The following is a 20434-nucleotide window of genomic DNA, read 5'->3' on the forward strand; positions in this document are numbered from 1 at the left end:
AATTACCCTTTTTCATTTAAATCCTGCTGACTTAACTTCCATTGCAAGTAAGCATTCATAAATTCATCTAAGTCACCATCTAAAACCGCTTGACCATTACCCGTTTCCATATTAGTACGGTGATCTTTGACCATCGTATACGGATGAAAAACATACGACCGAATTTGTGAACCCCAACCAATATCTAATTGTTCACCTTTGAGTGCCGCTTGCTGTTGGGCCTGCTGTTCCTGTTCACGTTGATACAATTTGGCACGTAACATATTCATAGCCGTCTCCCGGTTTTGTAATTGGGAGCGCTGAGCTTGCGAGCTCGTAACGATGCCTGTTGGCAAATGGGTGATGCGCACTGCCGAGGATGTTTTATTAATATGCTGGCCACCAGCTCCACTTGATCGGAAAACATCTACCCGTAAATCATCCGGATTAATCTCAATATTAATCGTTTGGTCTAACTCAGGCATAACTTCTACCGAAGCAAAAGACGTATGGCGCCTTCCAGCGGCATCAAACGGTGAAATCCGAACTAAGCGATGCACTCCATGCTCAGAACGTAAAAGGCCATAGGCATTATGACCTTTAATAATTAACGTCACACTTTTCAGACCGGCTTCATCACCAGCTTGGTAATCCGCCAATTCTACGGCAAAACTATGTTTTTTAGCCCATCGTTCATACATGCGCAATAGCATCGCTCCCCAATCTTGGGATTCTGTCCCACCCGCACCCGGATGAATTTCCAAAATCGCATTATGACTATCATAAGGTTCACTTAACAGTAAGGCAGTTTCATATTGTTGCAGTTGCTGCTGTAAATCCGTTAAATCTGTAACAGTGGTAGTCAATAATTCCTGATCGGTCGGATCTGCTTGCAGTAATTCGAGTGCAATCTGTAGATCCGCCAATTTCGTTTGCATCTGGCGAAAATTATCATACTTTTCTTTTAAGACATTATTTTGAGCAATAATGGTCTGCGCGTGAACGCGATCTTGCCAAAAATCTGCTTGAGCCATGGCGTGTTCATTTAAAGCAATACTCTCTTGTAACTCGTCTAAGTCAAAGAGACCTCCCGAATTGCTCAATTTTTGTAGCTGCTTGACTTAGTTGTTCTTTAATATCCGCAAGTTCCATCTTTAAACTCCTATATTTCATTTCTAAAAAAACAGGCCGCAGCCTGTTTTTTATCTTTGTGCATTTTGGCGAATTTCCGCCTTCATAAATAATCGTGTCACATCATATTCAATATCAGCAACCATGCTTTCGAACATCCGAAAACCTTCTTCTTGATATTCAACTAACGGGTTCATCTGACCATAGCCACGTAAACCAATTGATTGCCGTAACTGATCCATTTCATCAATATGATTAGTCCAGTGTTCATCAACAACCCGCAAAATAACTACTTTTTGAAATTCTAACATTTGTTGCGGATCTTGGAGCTGCTGTTGTTTTTGTTCATAATTTTCTTGAACAAATTGTTTAAACAACTCTTTTAATTGATCCACCGTTTTGCCATCCAAATCGGAACGTTGTAATTGTTTTGGACTAACTAAAACGTTAATCGCAAAGTCGTAAATACCATCTAAATCCCAATCTTTGGCATCCCCGTACGTGCGTGAATCAATCGCACTGGCAATGGTACGTTGCATCATTGGTACCAAAACATCTTGTAAACTATTTTCTTCAGTAATTACTTGCATGCGTTGCTTATAAATAACTTCACGTTGTTCCCGCATCACATCATCGTATTGCAAGGTATTTTTCCGCGTATCGTAGTTATTACCTTCAACCCGCTTTTGTGCAGATTCAACCTGACGAGTAATCATGCGACTTTGAATAATAGCATCATCATCATCAATTTTCATCGACTGCAAGAAGTTCTTGATACGCTCTGAACCAAAACGCTTCATTAAGTCATCTTCTAAAGACATATAGAAGATCGTCTCACCGGGATCACCTTGTCGTCCGGACCGGCCCCGTAACTGGTTATCAATCCGCCGCGATTCATGCCGCTCGGTACCAATCACACATAAACCGCCTACTTCACGGACACCAGGTCCCAATTTAATATCAGTTCCCCGACCAGCCATGTTCGTTGCAATTGTCACAGCGCCTTTTTGACCAGCACGTGAAATAATATCAGCTTCTTTAGCATGATTCTTCGCATTCAAAACAGCATGAGGAATGTGAGCCTTATTTAATTGCTGCGATAAATATTCAGACGTTTCCACCGCAACTGTCCCGACTAATAATGGCTGCCCTTTTTTATGGCGCTCAATAATATCTTCAATAACCGCTTTGAATTTATTCTTGAGTGTTGGATACAACACATCGGGATAATCAATCCGGGCAATTGGTTTATTGGTCGGAATTGTAATAACTTCCATGTTATAAATTTCCCGAAATTCTTCTTCTTCAGTTTTCGCTGTTCCGGTCATACCCGACAACTTGTCGTACATTCTAAAGAAGTTTTGGTAAGTGATATTGGCCATGGTCTTGGTTTCATCTTGAATGGGGACACCTTCCTTGGCTTCAATAGCCTGGTGCAAACCATCTGAGAACCGACGTCCTTCCATTACCCGACCAGTAAAGGAATCAACAATCATAACCTTTTTATCACTAACCACATAATCTTTATCTAATTCCATAATATAATTAGCTCGTAAAGCTTGATCAATATGGTGATTCAATAAAGTGTTATCAATATCATAAAGATTTTTTAACGCAAAAGTTTGTTCACCTTTTTTAATACCACTTTCAGTTAAACCAATGGTCTTAGTCGGCCAGTCAATCTTATAATCAGCTTCATTCAAAGATTTGACAAACCGATCAGCTCGCAGATAAAGTGCTGTCGATTGCTCAGCTTGTCCAGAAATAATCAATGGAGTTCTCGCTTCATCAATTAAAATGGAGTCCACTTCATCGACAATGGCGTAATTTAACGGCCGTTGCACCATTTGCTCTTTATAAACAACCATATTATCCCGCAAATAGTCAAAACCTAATTCACTATTCGTCGAGTACGTAATATCACAGTTATAAGCAGCCCGTTTTTCTTCTGCACTTTTAGAATTTAAGTTTAAACCAACGCTCAGTCCCAGCCAATTATATAATTGCCCCATTTCTGTAGCATCACGTTGTGATAAATATTCGTTAACCGTCACAACGTGCACACCCTTACCAGTCAAAGCATTGAGGTAAACCGGTAATGTCGCGGTTAAAGTCTTTCCTTCACCAGTTTTCATTTCAGCAATATTACCTTCATGTAAGGTAATACCACCAATAATTTGTACACGAAATGGATACAATCCTAAAACGCGTTTAGCAGCTTCTCGTGCAGTAGCAAAAGCTTCTGGCAACAGATCATCTAAAGTTTCACCTTTGGTTAATCGCTCTTGAAAAGCCGGAGTTTTAGCCTGTAAATCTTCATCCGAAAGTTTCGCGTATTCATCAGCGTAGGCTTCTACCTTATCCGCGATCTTGCCCATACGCTTAACTTCACGTTTGTCACTTTCTACCCATTTTTTAATTGGATTCGTCATTTATTAAATCTCTCCTGTACTTTCAATCTGGTACATCTATAATATCTTATCATTTTAGTAGCAATAATTAAACTCTAACTTAATTAACGAAAAAGGTGCTCGGAAGTTCAGATTCCGACCACCAATCAAAACGATTATTAAAATTCAATCAAACTCATTCATCAGTTTCAATTAAACCATAGCGTCCATCATTTCGCTTATAGACAATACTTGTTCCATTAGTTTGAGCATCTTCAAAAACAAAAAAGTTATGTCCTAACATATCCATTTGCAAAACTGCTTCTTGAGCATCCATCGGCTTTAAAGCAACGCGCTTTGTCCGGACAATCGGCAAATCCTGTGAATCATTAGCTGATTCATCGCTCGGACCAGTTAAATCAAAATCTTTAATCCCCTTTTCGCGCGACTTCCGATTGATTCTAGTTTTATATTTTCTAATTTGTCGTTCCAATTTTTCAAAAACATCATCAATACTTTTATACATATCCTTATCCGTTTTTTCGGCTCGTAAAATCAAATAAGGCAATGGGATAGTAACTTCGACCTTAGCATTTTTATTACTATAAACTTTTAAATTAACATGAGCAATCGGATGATCAGTATCTTTAAAATACTTATTTAAATTATTTAAACGTTTCTCAATATAGCTTCTAATTGCCTCTGTTACTTCGATATTTTCTCCACGAACATTAATTGTCAACATGAAGAGCACCCCTTTTCATTTGCCAATTAGACTTCTATTGGTCTACTTACATTATAATGATTTTATTAATAAAAAGCCAATCATCTGGCCAAAGAAAACGAAGAAATTTCTCCCTGATAACCCGCTTGTCGTAAACAATCATAGGCGTGCAAAATGGTGCGCCCTGTTGTATAAATATCATCCACCACTAAGATTTGTTTGACTGATAAGATAGAATCATATTGATGATTAAATTGCAAAAACTGAGTCGTTTGCAATCTTTCTCGGCGATTTTTTTGCGCTTGTGCTTGCTGGGTGGGTAACTTAATCAATGCTGGTGTTAAATCGACTACTTCCTTGAAAAGACCGACAACTGGATCAAAATGTCGTTGCTGCAAATGCTCCGTTGAACTAGGAATATAAACTACTGTGCCTTGAAAAGACCGTAATTTTTGGTGGATTAGGCTTTGAAAGCAAGCCCTTAAAGCATAATCGCCATAGCGCTTATATCGTTTAAAATAATCATGCATGGCATTATTATATTTAAACAAAGCACGATGGCGCACATTTAGATAACCTTGTTTTTGCCATAATTGACAATCTGAACACAGTTTACTGGAACCCATTTTATAACATTGCGGACAATGTGGTGACGTAATTGGCGCAAATTCTTGTAAACAACGCTGACAAATCGCGGGTGGATCAATTAGCTGAATTCCTAAAACTTGCATCGGTGTCAGCTCAAAAACAATCGCTTCTTGGCATAATAAACATTGCTTAAGCACAATTCAACCGCCGAATTTGGTGAATTGCCTGGGCAATATTAGTTGTATAATGTGTTCCAAAAAACCAAACTTGATTATCCGGATGACTACTACTGCGCCCGGCTCTCCCAGCAATCTGAACCAATGCTTGTTGGGTAAAGCGCTTGGAATCGGCCTGCCAAACTAAGACATCAATATTATCAAACGTTACTCCTCGTTCCAAAACGGTGGTTGTCACCAGTGCTTGCCACTGACCAGCGCGAAACTTTTGCACTTTGATTTGTCGCATTGCATCTTTGGCGTGCACATAAGTTTGTTGTAAGTCAGGATAGGTTTGCTGTAACAACTGTGATAATTGTTCAGCTTGCCGAATACTATCCACAAACAATAAAAAGCGTTGTTGTTTGTCCAAAAGTTCACGAATTTGCCGTTTTAGGCGCCAATGAAGTTGCCGCATCGAAATATGATTGACCCAACAATATTTAGGTTCTGGTAAATCATGTCCATGAAATCGGCGGCTTAGTAAGCTATAGGATAATTTTTGCTTCTTGATCAATTGTAAATATTCTAAACTAGGCGTGGCAGACAAAGAAATTAGTGAATGCTTTGGCTTCAAAGCGTTTTTAACGGCATTATGCAACATTAAATTATTAACATATGGATACGAATCACATTCATCCAGAACTATCAAATCAAACGCTTGGTAAAATTTTAATAGCTGATGGACTGTACAAACTAAGATTTGTGAATAATAATATTGGCTAGCACCTTGTCCATGTAATAGTGCCAAACTAACTGGTTGAAAAGCTGCTTGCAATCGTGGATAGATTTCATTACAAACATCCACTCGCGGAGCAACCCAAGCAATCCGTTCTTTCTGAATAACCGCTTGCTGTAAAACTTTAAATAACATTTCAGTTTTACCACTACCAGTTACTGCCCACACCAAATGATCCTGTTTGGCTCGTTCTATTTGACAAAGTTTGTGCGAAATGATTGTTTGAGCAGCTGTTAATTGCCCAGTCCACGTCAACGGTTGCTGAATTGCTGGAAATTGATTCTGCTCAGCAATCGCAATTAGATAATTATGATTAGTTAAACGTCCTAAGCTTAGACAGGCTGGACAATAAAAATTATCACCTGGCAAACTATAAACTCGCCAGTCATTAACCATCTGGCACCGACGACAACAAAATTGATTTCCATCAAGTTTATATAGTGCAGGAATAGCTTTAGTATAAGTTGTCGGTGAATCTAGAACTAATAGTCGTCCAGATAATTGTTTTACATCCATCAATTAATCACCTTAAATTAATTACGATAAAAAGGAGAATTTTTTTGCCAAAAATTACAATCGCACAGGACTTTACGAATGAACTAGTTATTAAAAAATCTCGGTTCATTACTTCACTGAAACGCGTGCAAAGCGTTAATGAAGCGCAAAATTTTTTAACAGACATCAAAAAAAAGACTAGCAAAGCTAGTCATCATTGTAGTGCTTATATTATTGATAATTTACAGCAACACGCCAGTGACGATGGTGAGCCCCGAGGCACTGCTGGAATACCTATGTTAGAAACTTTACAAGCTATGCAAGTTCAAAATACACTAGCCGTAGTCACCCGTTTTTTTGGCGGAATTAAACTCGGTAGCGGTGGTTTGATTCGCGCTTATCGTCAAAGTGTTGCAGATGCTATTAATCAAGCAGGACGTGTGCAAATTGTGTTGCAACAACAGCTGCTTGTTACCTTAACTTATAAACAGCTAGACCTGATCAATTACTGGCTCAAACAGCAACCTGTTAATCTAGTTAATACCAATTATGACGCTCAAGTCCAACTAACATTACTACTTGATCAACAACAGACTCCGAATTTTCTCACCGATCTTAATAACCAACTACACGCACAAATCCCCGTGCAAATGGGACCTACTACTTTTCATGAGATTCCTTATTTAAAGTAACTTCATCATCTTTTTTCAGATCATCTTTTTCCAAACGTTTAACTAATTTTTGAATTGCATGTAACAGAGGTTGGCGATTCTCTCCAACTAAACCAATTGATTCCACAAAGAGCTCCAAACCGATTAACACAGCAATAGTTAGTAAAATACTACCCCAAAAAGAGGAAACCGGATATAGTAAGGCAATAAAAGAAAAGACTAATGATAAACCATAAATGACTAACACTGTTTGGCGATGGCTCAAACCCAATTGCATCAAACGATGGTGTAAGTGATGTCTGTCCGCCTGAGAAATGGGCTTGTTATTCAAAAACCGTCTTAACATGGCATAGACCGTATCACTAATTGGCACTCCTAAAATCACAATCGGAATGACTAAAGAAATAAAAGTGACGTTCTTTAATCCTTTTAAAGAAAAGACAGCAATCATAAAGCCCACAAACAGTGCACCAGTATCTCCCAAAAAAATTTTTGCCGGATGAAAATTATGTGGCAAAAAGCCCACTAAGGAAGCCACCATCGCAAAAATCCAGATCGTCACATAAGTATTACCCACAGATGAAAAAAAGTAACCAATTACACCCATGGTAAACAGTGCAATGATCGAAACGCCAGTGGCCAACCCATCCAATCCATCAATTAAGTTAACCGCATTCGTAATTGCCAAAATCCAAAACACTGTCACTGGCAAACCGAGCCAACCTAATTGAAAAGAACCTACAAAAGGCAAGACAACATAAGTCATTTTAATTCCGGCCAAGAAATAAACTACTAATGCTGCAATTAAAATTCCAAACATTTTTTGCATCGGCTTTAATTCTCGAATATCGTCAATTAAACCCGTCAATAAAATAATACATTCTGCTAAAAAAACACTAAACAATTCATGTGTGGGAAATTGGGCACGTAATAAGACAAAAGTCGAAAAATTAAACGCTAAAAAAATAGCTAAACCGCCCAGTGTGGGCATTGGCTTTTTATTAACTCGCCGCGCATTAGGATTATCAACAGCTCCCAATACCAGGGCCAATTTACGAACAAAAGGAGTTATTACTGCTGCAATAATCATTGTTAAAACCAATTTTACAATCACACTTAACATCGTTGGTAGCGACTCCTTTCACATACAAAGGAAATTATAATATTTGCTCTACTTGAATACAACTTTTATTAATTTTTTACTTAAAAAAAGCTTATGCCTTATTTAGCATAAGCAATTTTTCTAGTTTCACGAATCACTGTTACTTTGATATGACCCGGATATTCTAATTCTTTTTCAATTTGATTGCGAATTTTCCGCGACAAAATTGTTGCTTGATTATCGGAAATTTGTTCTGGCTTTACCATAATCCGAATCTCACGTCCTGCTTGAATTGCATAACTATGATCAACGCCATCATAACTATTAGCAATATTTTCCAGCTTTTCCAATCGATGAATATAATTTTCCATTGATTCAGAACGAGCTCCAGGACGAGCAGCAGAAATTGCATCTGCCGCAGCCACCAATACTGCAATCATCGATTGTGGTTCAACATCACCATGATGCGAAGCAATCGTATTAACTACCACTTTGGGTTCTTTGTACTTACTTGTAATATCGACACCAATTTCAACATGTGATCCTTCAATTTCATGATCTAATGCTTTGCCAATATCATGTAGCAATCCTGCACGCCGCGCCAAAGTCTCATCTTCACCTAATTCAGCAGCCATAGTTCCTGCTAATTTTGCAACTTCAATTGAATGACTCAAGACATTTTGACCATAACTAGTCCGGAAATTCAATCGTCCGATAATCTTAATTAAATCGGGATTAACACTATGAATTCCCAAATCGTAAACAGTCTGCTCACCTAATTCACGAATACGTGTATCCATTTCTTTACGTGACTTATCAACCATCTCTTCAATACGAGCTGGATGAATTCGTCCGTCGGAAATTAATTTTTCCAATGACAACCGCGCAATTTCACGCCGAATGGGATCAAAGCCACTCAAAGCCACCGCCTGTGGTGTGTCATCAATAATTACATCAATTCCTGTTAAAGATTCTAAAGTACGAATATTGCGACCTTCACGCCCAATGATTCGACCCTTCATTTCTTCATTGGGTAAAGAAACAGTTGTAACTGTGGATTCAGAAACAGTATCCGCTGCACTTTGCTGAATAGCATCAACAATAATTTGTTTAGCACACTTATCAGCATCTTGCTTGGCTGCTTCTTCACTATTACGAATCAAACGGGCTTTTTCTTGAACTAAATGTTCATCAATTTGTTTTAAAAGATAGTTACGGGCCTGTTCATGTGTCATGGCCGCAACTTCTTCTAATTTATTTTGTTGCTGAGTTAAGGTAGAAGAAATTTGCTTTGTCTGTTGTTCTAATTGTTGTTCTGTAGTATCAATCTTTTGTTCACGTTTCTCTAAAGAATGTTCACGTTGATCCAGCGAGTTATCTTTGCGATCTAAAGTTTCTTCTCGCTGCAACATTCGATTTTCTTGCCGTTGTAATTCCTTACGGCGATCACGCAGATCATCTTCTTGTTCCTGACGATACTTGTGACTTTCCTCACGTGCTTCGATCAATGCCTCTTTTTTGGCAGATGCAGCAGCTTTTTTAGCATCCACAATAATTTGTGCTGCCGACTGTCCTGCCTGCTCTAAACTTTTTTCGTAGACATTTTTTCTAATCAAAAAACCAACTACAGTACCAATAACTAATAACCCCAGCGCGACTATTAGGGCGATTAAAACTGCCATTTAAATCCCTCCAGCCACACTAATGACTTCAGAGACTGAAATAAAACGGCTTACCATCAAGCAAGTTAATTTTTTAGAAAGTAACTAAAAAATTTAAACCTGACTATTAAACTTAAAACATTCAAATAAGCACATTCGTTTCAGTTTCTTTTTCTATTTTATTGGCACCTAGATAAAGCACTTAATTAAATTACTGCTTTAAAACTCGGTACATATTAATATTATTGTTTATTGGGCAAACTGTCAACGAATGTTTATTTGAATCAGAACTTTAACGTTAAAAAGTTTCAATAATAGGCAAATCTTTCCAAACAGCAAATTTTAACCAAAATTATTGATCTGTTAAATTAAGATCAGTTTTATTGTTTTTAGAATCGGCAGCAGTTTTTTCTACTGATTGATCTTCAGTACTAGATTGTTTAATATCATCCATTTGATAAGCATCACGAACCTGCTGTTTAATATCGGCTTTCATCTCTGGATGATCATCTAGATATGCTTTCGCATTTTCGCGGCCTTGACCGATACGTTCATTTTGATAAGAGTACCAAGAACCACTCTTGTTAATAATTTCTTGATCAGCAGCCATATCTAAAATCTCACCTGTTTGTGAAATTCCGTGGCCATACATAATATCTACTAGTGCTAATTTAAAGGGCGGTGCTACCTTATTTTTAACCACTTTAATTTTAACTTTATTACCAATAACGTCAGAGCCCTCTTTGATCTGTTCAGAACGGCGAACCTCTAAGCGCACTGTCGCGTAAAACTTTAAAGCACGACCACCGGGAGTAGTTTCCGGATTACCAAACATAACGCCCACTTTTTCACGAATTTGATTAATGAATAAAGCAATCGTTTTGGTTTTATTAATATTACCAGACAGCTTCCGTAAAGCTTGCGACATCATCCGCGCCTGCAAACCGACATGTGAGTCGCCCATTTCGCCATCAATTTCTGCCTTAGGAACCAAGGCAGCTACTGAATCAATGACCAAGATATCAATCGCACCACTTTTAATTAAAGCATCAGCAATTTCCAGTCCTTGTTCTCCAGTATCTGGCTGTGACAATAACAAATTGTCAATATCAACTCCCAAAGCCTTGGCATAATCTGGATCCATCGCATTTTCAGCATCAATATAAGCTGCGGTTCCCCCGTTTTTTTGCACTTCTGCCACAGCATGTAAGGCCACAGTTGTTTTACCAGAACTTTCTGGACCATATATTTCCACAATTCTGCCGCGCGGATAACCACCAATGCCCAACGCATTATCCAAAGCCAAAGAACCACTTGAAATAGAAGAAACTTTAGTTTTAGGACTTTCTCCCAAACGCATAATAGCTCCTTTACCAAAATCTTTTTCAATTTTCTTTAGAGCTTTATTCAGCGCTTCCTCGCGACCAGCTTCATCTTCTTTATTATCTTTAGCCACTTTAATACCTCCATACCAAACGTTTGTTCTCTCAATCAAGATTATAACTGATTTAAAATCATAATAAAAGCAGCAATTACACTTTTTTGGCGAATGACTTGTCTGGTTCCTTGAAACGCAAACCGCCGAACTTGCACATCTTTGGGTGACTTAACTCCTAGATAAACGGTCCCTGGTTGTTGTTGCTCCAATAAACCTGGTCCAGCCACACCTGTTAAGCCGACCCCCCAATCACTACCAATAATCCGAGCACTATTTTGCGCCATTTGTTCGGCCGTCCAAGCACTCACCACTCCATAATGTTCTAATAAATCTGCATCAATAGCTAATAATTGAGCTTTCATGGCTAGCGAGTAAGTCACAAAACCACCCGCAAAAACTTGCGAAGCACCAGGTACGGTCGCTAAGGTTGCTTGAAATAAACCCGCGCTTAAACTTTCTGCTGCCGTAATGGTTTGCTTATTGTGCTGCAATCCACGTACCACTTGTGCTATTAAGGATTGATAATCAGCCCAATTAAATTGGGGCGGATTCCCTTGACACATCCAAAATTGTTTTATTTCTTCTGACATCCAATCACCCTTTTATTAATTACAAAATTATCTTACTAAATAACTTAAAAAAGCAAAAAACGTCCTATTAACTAACAGGACGTTTCAATTATTTAAAATCAGAATAAAACTGACGATTCTGCCATAAATAATCATATGCCGAATAAACGGTAAAGATTAAACAAATATATAACATAATTAAACCAAACGGAATATTCCAATAAGCAAAAATCGGATCTTTTAACATTAAGAAAACAATTGCCAACATTTGGGTTGCAGTTTTAATTTTACCGGGCATCTGTGCTGCCATGACGGAACCACCCTGTTCCACAATCAATAATCTTAATGTCGTAATCAGTAACTCGCGACAAGCAATAATTGCCACAATCCAAGCCGGGGCTTGGTGCCGAGCTGCCAAATACACGAACGCTGTTAAAACCAACATTTTATCAGCTAATGGATCCATATATTTACCAAAATTGGTCACCAAATGACGTCCACGCGCAATTTTACCATCAATAAAATCTGTAATAGAAGCTACTATAAAGATAATTGTAGCGATTAATGATTGCCACGTAATGGTCGTTGCTAAAAAACTCACCTGTCCTAAATGAAAATCAATCGACATAAAAATCATAAAGATGGGAATTAAAATAATCCGTAATAAAGTTAATTTATTGGGTAAATTCATTCAGATTACTCCTTAATTTGCATTGTATAGGTATGAACCGTACCAGTTTGATTATCTGGAACTGGCAAGTTTTGATTATTAATCAAAACTTTAGTTACCGCAGCATTACCAGTTTGTACTTGAAATTGTTTTAAATTACTACTCAATTGAACCGTTTGCTCAGAATTAGGCTGTAAAGCTCCTTGCCAAACAGTTTGTCCATTAGCCCGTACCGCAATCCACGCCTGGGCAGAAGTAGCTTGTAATTTAACTTCGTGCTGCGGTTGTTGTGACCAATTTTGAATGGTAAAATGATCAGCCACATCAGCATCTGCCTTTAAAACTAGATTTTTATTGTTGGCAGTTGTTTTTTTAGTTGACTGCTTAGCTACTGGCTTTTTAATATGCTTCTTCGGCTTTTTAGTCGTTGTTTGTTCCACTTTTTGATGCGAAGTTGGAATTGGATTAGCATTTTGCTTGTGAACTTTCGCTGCCACTAAACAAATTAAAATCACAATAATTAGCACTACTGCTAAAATTACAATCTGTGGCCAATGCCGTTTTAAATTAGGAGCCAAAGCTTCTTTTTTAACCGTTGGTGACTGGACGGGTGTCTCTTCTGGTTGTACTTTAGGAATTTCCGACTGATAGTCCTCAATTAAAGCTTGGCTATCTAACCCAACACTATCCGCATACTGTTTGACAAAAGCACGCACATAAAAATCACCGGGTAATTGATCTAATCGTCCTTCTTCAATTGCCGTTAAATAACGTTTTTGAATTTTAGTTATTTTTTGTAGATCATCAATTGTATAACCCTTTTCCAGCCGTGCATCACGTAATTTATCGCCTAATTCACTCATTGCTCAACCACCATTATATTGAAATTTAAATAACTAATTAATTTAACCAACCACCAGTTACGTACAAAGTTTGACCTGTCAAGTATTGGGCTTTAGGATCCAAAATCGTTCTAATCCAATAACTTAAATCTTGTGGAGTCGCCATTCTTCCTAGCGGAATCTGTTCCACTAGTTGCTGTTTAGCCGGTGGAGTTAGCATTTGATTCATAGTAGTATCCACTGCCCCAGGAGCCAAAACATTGACTGTGATGCCTAAACTAGCCACTTCTTTTGCATAAGCTTTCGCAAAAGCGGTCAAAGCACCTTTAGTGGTACTATACATCACTTCCATTGCACTACCTTGAGCGCCATATACTGAACCTAATAAAACAATTCTGCCACAATGACTGACCGCCAACTTATCTTGCAATTGTTGGATCAAGTGCAATGGAAAAACCACATTAACACGCAAAATTTCCTGCATTTGTGTCAAACTCAACTGATCAAATAACTGATAATTAGTAATTCCTTGTGCCGCAATCAGGGCATCTAAACTAAAGATATTATCAACTATTTGGGCAGTATTTTCAAGCTTCTTGAAATCGGATTTTAAAACCAAAAAATCTTGTTGGGGATATTGCTGCTGTAATTGTTGTTGATCCTGTTGTAATTGCGCAATATGTTCGTTACCTTGAAGATACAATGACCAGCCTGCTTGTGCTAAATCAGCAGCAATAGCTTGGCCCATTCCTCCACTTGCTCCTAAAATTAACGCCCACTTCATTTAATTCATCTCCGGCTGTAAATAAGTAATGGTCATATTATCTGCTTGAAAAATTGTGGTCGCTAAAGTTTGCAACTTTTCCAAAGAAACCTGATTAATTAATGATGGCATTTGTTCATAACTCAAATCATAAAAAGCCAACTCTGCTGATTCTGTAGCCAAATTTTCCATATAGTCACTCGCAAACAAATAGCTCCCAATACTATCAGCTTTAACCATCTCTAAAGCTGCCGCTGTTAATTCTGCCATAAACTTCTGCTTGAGTAAATACGTGCGTAAAACTTCTCCTAAATGATGGGGCTGGTCAGTTTCTGCACTAATCAAAATAAAGGCATATTGCCGTTCTACAATGACACTATAACCAAAGCTATCATCAATCAAGTGCTGTTCTAATAAAGATTGTCTGAATGAGGAGGTTTCGCCTAAAATCAATTCGAATAACAATTCCAATTGATTTTGTAAAACAATCATCTCGGATAAACTAGCTTGGATCATAATTCGTAAACCAATCATCATATGCGGCCGCTGCGCTTTAAAGACAATCTCTTGTGCACTTTTGACAGGATAGTCCACTGGCCGATACCGCAAAATAGGTTGCTTAGTTCGGTGCGCAAACTGTTGGATAGCCTGATTATGAGCAATAATTTCGTCCAACTGAAATTCTAACTTTTGTTGATCAATAGCACCAGCTAAATAAATCTGAAAATTACTAGGCACATAATATTGTTGGTAAATCGCTAATAAATTAGCGGCGGTGATTTCTTGAATTGAGCTTAAAGTACCCGCAATATCTTGTGTAATGGGATCATGGGGAAACAAGTTATTTAAAGTAGCTTGTTCCAAGACCCAATCCGGGTTATCGGCATACATCTGAATTTCCTGGGCAATAATCTTTTGTTCTTTTAAAACATTCGCTGCCGTAAAATACGGTCGACTGATCAAATCTAGCAATACTCCCAGATTATTGGCTACTTGTCCTACAGTTTGAAATAAATAAGCTGTTTTGGTATAACTCGTAAAAGCATTGGAATTAGCACCAAATTTAGCAAAAGCTTCGGCACTATCAAAATTAGGTTTGGCAAATAACTTATGTTCAAGAAAATGAGCCGAACCCGGGATAATATTTGATTGATTAGTTATCGTCGAATCTAAGGAACCAAAATCAACCATGGCTAAAGCATAAGTTTGATGAAAATCAGGTTTAATGATTGCTTTAATTGGTAAATTGGCGGAATTATGAATTGTAGTAATTTCTAAAGAACTCATTTATTATCACCTATTAATTGATATTGGGCACTTAACTGTAATTGTGCCGCTAAAGCTTGAACCTCAGCTAATTGCACCGCTTGAATTTGGTGAGCATAGTCACTATCAGGCCAAATAAAGTGGGAGTTAAGCGCCTTTAACAGTAACCGCTCACTTTGGTGAGCAATATTATCAGAATCAATCAGTCGTTGATTAACTAACGCTAATTTTGCATGCTGTAACAACTGCTCATGATCTTGTTCGGCCAATTGCGTGATTTGTTGTTGAATTAGCTCTTGAGCAGTTGCAATTTGCGCGGCTGAAACGCCCGCTTGAATTGTTACCAATCCTTCAAAAGCATTCACTGTACTATAAATTGAGTAAGCTAAGCCCTTTTGCTCCCGGACATTAATGAACAATAACGATTGGTCATCACCACCCAACATCATATTGAAGACTTGCCAAACAGCCGCTGCGTGCTTTGTAGAACTATGGTAAGCCATCACTAATTGACTCTGCTGAATGGGTTCATGTTGTTGGATACAGACAGGATGTTTTGGTAAAGTTAATAACTGCTGCGCCTTCAAGTTAATTGATTGTGCGCGGGCCGTTAAAAAATCCAGTTGCTGTAAAAAGGTAGTAGTTGCCTGATCGTGCGGATCACCCACCAACGTCATAATTAATCGATCTTGTTTCATTAAGTCATGATATTGTTGACTAACTTGCTCATTGGTCAATTGGTGTAACTGTGTCGAAGACCCAAATGCTGGCACTTGATAATCGGCACTGGCTAATATTTGCTTTAACCCTAAGCTAGCTTTCAACGCATAATCATCTTGCAGTGATTGATAAAAATTAGCTAAATTAGTTTGCTCAAGCTGAAACGCGGATTCCATAAAAAGTTGGTGGTTCGCTTGCAAATTAGGAGCCGCAATTAATTCTGACAATAATTTCAATCCTGGTTGTATTAAACTAGTTGTTTGAAAAGCTGCTGGGGCTGTCACAGCTAACGATAATATATTTAAATTTCGTAAAATACTCGTTTTTCCTGTAATCTCTGCCCCATATAATAAAGATAACTGCCGGGCCAACTGTGCTTGTGTCGTATATCGTTTACTAGAGCGTTGTAATAAGTTGACCAACAATTTACGTTGAGTAGTTTGTGCTTTTTTTTGCGGCGTAACAAAATTAAATTCCCAACGAAACACTTGAAATTTATCAGTCGGTAACCACCACAACTCCACCCCCGGGCGTAATTGTATAATTTTAGGTTCATTCATCTTTTCTAATATCCTCAATTTCTGGGCGATCAATCAATACTTTACGTGACTTAGATCCTTGGGCGGGTCCCACAATTCCACGTTCTTCCATCGCATCAACTAAGCGGGCGGCGCGATTATAACCAATTTGAAACCGCCGTTGTAACATTGATACACTCGCTTTTTGTTCCCGAGCAACTAATTCGACCGCTTCTTGCCAATACTCATCATCAACTTGCTGACTATTAGTCGCTTCTGCTTGGTCACTTGGTAATAGCTGTTCATCATATGCTGCGGCCTGCTGCTGCTTAACAAAATCAACGACGCGTTCCACTTCTTCTGTCGAAATGTATGCTCCTTGAATTCGGCTAGGCTTATTTTGCCCAATGGGTTCAAATAACATATCTCCCCGTCCTAGCAATTTTTCCGCGCCAGGTGAATCTAAAATTGTGCGTGAATCAATATTGCTAGAAACAGCAAACGCCATTCGGGAAGGAATGTTGGCCTTAATTAAACCGGTAATCACATCAACTGATGGTCTTTGTGTTGCTAAAATCAGGTGCATTCCAGCTGCGCGCGCTTTTTGGGCTAGCCGCACAATTGAATTTTCTACATCACGGCCAGCAACCATCATCAAATCGGACAATTCATCAACTACAATAATAATATAAGGTAATTTTTCCTTGACGGGTTTAGTTTTATCTTGATTATTTTGTTCAACAGCTTGATTATACTCCTCAATCTTGCGATAACCGGTTTGTTCAAATAATTGGTACCGGCGTTCCATTTCTTGGACCGCTTTTTGAAGAGCACTATTAGCTTTTTTAGCATCGGTCACTACCGGGATTAATAAATGCGGAATGCCATTATACATACTTAACTCAACCATTTTGGGATCAATTAGAATCATTTTCACTACCTGCGGACTAGCTTGCATTAATAGACCCGTAATAATCGTATTAATCGCCACTGATTTACCACTACCGGTGGAACCCGCAATTAGTAAATGCGGTAATTGCGCCAAATCACACATTGCAATTTGTCCATAGACATCTTTGCCCAAGGGAACAGCCAAAACCTGTTGCGCATGCTCTGGTTGATTTTCAATAATTTCGCGAAAGGAAACCATAGAAGGCGTTTGGTTCGGGACCTCAATGCCAATATAAGGCTTGCCAGGAATAGGGGCTTCAATACGCAAGTCTTTGGCGGCCAAGGCCAGAGCTAAATCGTCCGCTAAATTAACAATACGACTGACTTTAACACCAACTGCCGGCTGAATTTCGTACTTCGTAACTGTGGGCCCCAGCGTAGCTTTTTTAACTTCCACTTCAACTCCAAAACTAGCTAAGGTTTCTTTTAATTTTTTCCGATTTTGATCAATTAATGCATACTCCTGCGATTGATCTGCTGGCGGAACTTGTTTGAGCAACGAAAGATCTGGCAATTGATAATCTTCATTGGATACGCTACTAGTGACTGGTTGTAAATTAGGGGTTACCGGTTTTAAAGTTGGGGGCGTTTCAATTTTAAAATCATCATCCCCTTGAGTTGCTGGCTCAGTTTTAGGAACAGCTGGCTGATTGTGATCTGAACTTTCAGTTGCAGAACGTTGCGGTTTTAATTTTCGATTCGTTAAATGTGGCTCATGAACTGGCTGTTCTTGATAAGCTGTTTTTAAATAATTACCTAACCATTGACAACCACTAATCATTTTTTGAAACACCATTACTACTTGTTTAATCTGCACATTCAAAATCATTAGTATCCCACAGATTATTAATAAACCACATAATAAGTAAGTTCCGGGCATCGAAAATAATTCTTGGAACAGTGTCAGTAACCAAGCACCCAGCATTCCACCACCAACATTTGAAGCCACTTGATTAATAGCTATATCTCCCGCTAACATGCGCCACGTGATATGAACTAAATCATGACTTAATTGTAATTGCTTAAACAAAGCCGCATGCATTAACATTAACAAACTGCTAGTAACAAAGATGATTCCCCATAATTGTTTACCAGCTAAGCGCGGTATCCGCCCCAAAACAAACATACTAAGTCCAACAATAGTTACTACAACCGCTAACACTTGAAATCCGTTACCAACTAAAATGCGGTATAAATTAGCACAAAAGCGCCCAACTAGACCTAATTTAAAATCCGCCAAAATTGAAAGCAATACTAGTGCTAAGCCCACCAAATTGATAACATAATCCGCTTCTTTTACTTGTGCATGTTTTTTACGCTTCTTCTTACTAGTTTGTACCGCTTTTTTACGAACCATTTTCTTCTCCCATTAACATTACTTGACTAATCGTTGAACAAGCACAGCCATTAAAATAATGTTTTTTAACCAGTCTCTAGAATTTAAATGATCTATCGTTACTTACTACCGGTTTGTCTTCACCACTATTTTTAGTGTCTTATAATATAGTATTAAAAAAGCCGACCAAGTACCAGCCCGCTTACCTTTTTTTACCAATCTTTATCAAAATTAATGTTGCTTGAGTAAATTTAACACAACTGTTTTAACTTGCGGATGTAGAATCCACAACAAACTAAAATAGATTACTACGCCTAAAACCACTTCTAATAATAGCGTAACAATGTTAAAGCTTAACCACAAGTTCAGTTGATAAACCACTAAGAACATGATACTACCAGCTAAAAAGGCTTTCCAGCAATCTCCAAACAATTCTTTCCAAGAAACTACTTTTCTGAGCGCAAATAATTCATAAAGTAAGATACTACTTTCCACTATTACCATGGCAAAGGTGGCACCTATTTGTCCAAAAAATTTGGCTAATGGTGGATTCAACAATAAACTCACCAGCGCTCCTACTAAAATTGCTTTCGTATAAGTTGCTGTTTGATTAGTGGGAATTAAATATTGATTACCCAACACATTTTCCCAGGCAATAATGACAATCACCACTGCTTCTAGCATCGTTAATACACTCACAACTTGATAATGGTGACCTAGAAAAAACGGAATAAATTTGGGTGCAATGGCAGCCAAACCAAACATAATTGGTACAGCCAAATAACTAATTCCGTTAAATAACAAACATAGATAACGTTTGACTTTAGTCAAATTGCCTTGAGCAAACATTTGCGCCATTCGTGGTAACATGACGGTTCCTACCGCCGTGACCACCGCTAATGCTAAGCGGACAATTCGATCAGCGTAGTCAAACATCCCTGCAGCAGTAACTGAAACTAACCAACCCAGAATAGTTTTGTTAAACGAAGTATATAAGGATACTGAAATTTGGGGTATAAAAAACAGTAAGGCTTGACGGAAATGCTTAGAAAAATGCAATGGCCATTGCGGCCAAATCACATAGTTTTTGAGATAAGTAAACATAGATAAATTACCTAACAATTGGGCTACAGAAGTAATAAGAATATAGATGACTGTATCTGCTTTCGACTTAACCAAAATAAAAATTAAAACCAAGGAAATGAGTTTGACCACAAAGTTACGCATCACCGTCACTTTAAAATTTTCTAAGCCCATAAAAAACCACGAAATATCAAATGCCGTGGCAATAATTAAAACAGATTGTGCCATGTAAGCCATGACATATTGCTTCTGTCCTATTAATAAGAGCGCAAATAACCCCAGGGTTACAAACATCATAATAAGTCGTAAACTAAATAATTCCCAAAAAATTTGTGATAATGTGCGTCGATCTTGGCGATGATAAGCCACCTCTCGGTTGCCGTAAACTGATATTCCTAACGAAGCCAGTAATACAAAATATTGCGTATTGGAAGCCGTAAAGGCCACAATACCAGAATTTTTTGCTCCCAAAACGCGGGCAATATATGGCATCGTGACTAACGGAATTAGTAATACAAAAATTTGGTAAACTGCGTTATATAAATAGTTCTTAATTAACTGCACTACTAAAATCTCCCATTGT

Annotated in this window: 17 protein-coding genes; 1 reads left to right on the forward strand and 16 read right to left on the reverse strand. The window is 38.1% G+C overall.

From position 1 onward, the window contains the following. Positions 1–2: 2 nt before the first annotated feature. From prfB to AC3B5B_RS01175, 5 genes are all read right to left on the reverse strand, one after another. Positions 3–1131, reverse strand: a protein-coding gene (prfB, locus tag AC3B5B_RS01155) for a peptide chain release factor 2 (protein WP_489769098.1) whose coding sequence is annotated in 2 segments (ribosomal slippage) — positions 3–1058 and positions 1060–1131 — 1128 coding nt in all. Because the reading frame shifts where the segments join, the coding sequence is not laid out codon by codon here. A gap of 50 nt (positions 1132–1181) precedes the next feature. Next, on the reverse strand, positions 1182–3542 hold the full coding sequence (gene secA / locus AC3B5B_RS01160) for a preprotein translocase subunit SecA (RefSeq protein WP_489757362.1): 2361 nt from the start codon (positions 3540–3542) through the stop codon (positions 1182–1184). Positions 3543–3696: 154 nt separating this feature from the next. Then, the gene (gene hpf / locus AC3B5B_RS01165) at positions 3697–4245 is read right to left on the reverse strand and encodes a ribosome hibernation-promoting factor, HPF/YfiA family (RefSeq protein ID WP_489757361.1); all 549 of its coding nucleotides are present in this window, start codon (positions 4243–4245) and stop codon (positions 3697–3699) included. A gap of 80 nt (positions 4246–4325) precedes the next feature. After that, positions 4326–5009 carry a ComF family protein gene (locus AC3B5B_RS01170; protein WP_489769099.1) on the reverse strand — a complete coding sequence of 228 codons (684 nt, stop codon included), beginning with the start codon at positions 5007–5009 and terminating at the stop codon, positions 4326–4328. Beyond that, positions 5002–6282: a DEAD/DEAH box helicase family protein gene (locus AC3B5B_RS01175; protein ID WP_489769100.1), complete on the reverse strand. Its 1281-nt coding sequence runs from the start codon at positions 6280–6282 to the stop codon at positions 5002–5004. Before AC3B5B_RS01175 ends, AC3B5B_RS01170 begins: the two co-directional genes overlap by 8 nt. Before the next feature lie 44 nt (positions 6283–6326). Here AC3B5B_RS01175 and AC3B5B_RS01180 point away from each other — a divergent pair, with 44 nt between their 5' ends. Then, positions 6327–6953 carry a YigZ family protein gene (locus AC3B5B_RS01180; RefSeq protein WP_489769101.1) on the forward strand — a complete coding sequence of 209 codons (627 nt, stop codon included), beginning with the start codon at positions 6327–6329 and terminating at the stop codon, positions 6951–6953. Here the strand turns inward: AC3B5B_RS01180 and AC3B5B_RS01185 are convergent. The 11 genes from AC3B5B_RS01185 to AC3B5B_RS01235 form a co-directional block, all read right to left on the reverse strand. Next, on the reverse strand, positions 6922–8055 hold the full coding sequence (locus AC3B5B_RS01185; RefSeq protein WP_489757357.1) for a glycosyltransferase family 4 protein: 1134 nt from the start codon (positions 8053–8055) through the stop codon (positions 6922–6924). The two genes, AC3B5B_RS01180 and AC3B5B_RS01185, sit on opposite strands and share 32 nt — an antisense overlap. A gap of 98 nt (positions 8056–8153) precedes the next feature. Beyond that, positions 8154–9716, reverse strand: a complete 1563-nt coding sequence (gene rny, locus AC3B5B_RS01190; protein ID WP_489769102.1) for a ribonuclease Y — start codon at positions 9714–9716, stop codon at positions 8154–8156. Positions 9717–10047: 331 nt separating this feature from the next. Next, positions 10048–11151 carry a recombinase RecA gene (gene recA / locus AC3B5B_RS01195; RefSeq protein WP_489757355.1) on the reverse strand — a complete coding sequence of 368 codons (1104 nt, stop codon included), beginning with the start codon at positions 11149–11151 and terminating at the stop codon, positions 10048–10050. Between the two features lie 41 nt (positions 11152–11192). Further along, complete coding sequence (locus AC3B5B_RS01200) at positions 11193–11723, reverse strand: CinA family protein (protein ID WP_489769103.1); 531 nt, start codon at positions 11721–11723, stop codon at positions 11193–11195. A gap of 88 nt (positions 11724–11811) precedes the next feature. Next, on the reverse strand, positions 11812–12393 hold the full coding sequence (pgsA, locus tag AC3B5B_RS01205; protein ID WP_489757353.1) for a CDP-diacylglycerol--glycerol-3-phosphate 3-phosphatidyltransferase: 582 nt from the start codon (positions 12391–12393) through the stop codon (positions 11812–11814). Between the two features lie 5 nt (positions 12394–12398). Further along, positions 12399–13235 carry a helix-turn-helix domain-containing protein gene (locus AC3B5B_RS01210; RefSeq protein WP_489757352.1) on the reverse strand — a complete coding sequence of 279 codons (837 nt, stop codon included), beginning with the start codon at positions 13233–13235 and terminating at the stop codon, positions 12399–12401. A gap of 37 nt (positions 13236–13272) precedes the next feature. Beyond that, entirely contained in the window at positions 13273–13998 is a 726-nt protein-coding gene (gene ymfI / locus AC3B5B_RS01215; protein ID WP_489757351.1) for an elongation factor P 5-aminopentanone reductase, read from the reverse strand. Continuing rightward, complete coding sequence (gene yfmH / locus AC3B5B_RS01220; RefSeq protein ID WP_489769104.1) at positions 13999–15264, reverse strand: EF-P 5-aminopentanol modification-associated protein YfmH; 1266 nt, start codon at positions 15262–15264, stop codon at positions 13999–14001. After that, on the reverse strand, positions 15261–16523 hold the full coding sequence (locus tag AC3B5B_RS01225; protein WP_489757349.1) for a M16 family metallopeptidase: 1263 nt from the start codon (positions 16521–16523) through the stop codon (positions 15261–15263). The genes yfmH and AC3B5B_RS01225 overlap by 4 nt, the downstream gene beginning before the upstream one ends. Continuing rightward, positions 16516–18789, reverse strand: a complete 2274-nt coding sequence (locus AC3B5B_RS01230; RefSeq protein ID WP_489757348.1) for a DNA translocase FtsK — start codon at positions 18787–18789, stop codon at positions 16516–16518. The genes AC3B5B_RS01225 and AC3B5B_RS01230 overlap by 8 nt, the downstream gene beginning before the upstream one ends. 210 nt (positions 18790–18999) lie before the next feature. Further along, positions 19000–20415, reverse strand: a complete 1416-nt coding sequence (locus tag AC3B5B_RS01235) for an oligosaccharide flippase family protein (RefSeq protein ID WP_489757347.1) — start codon at positions 20413–20415, stop codon at positions 19000–19002. Positions 20416–20434: the final 19 nt, after the last annotated feature.

The sequence above is a fragment of the Bombilactobacillus sp. ESL1187 genome, assembly GCF_058107155.1.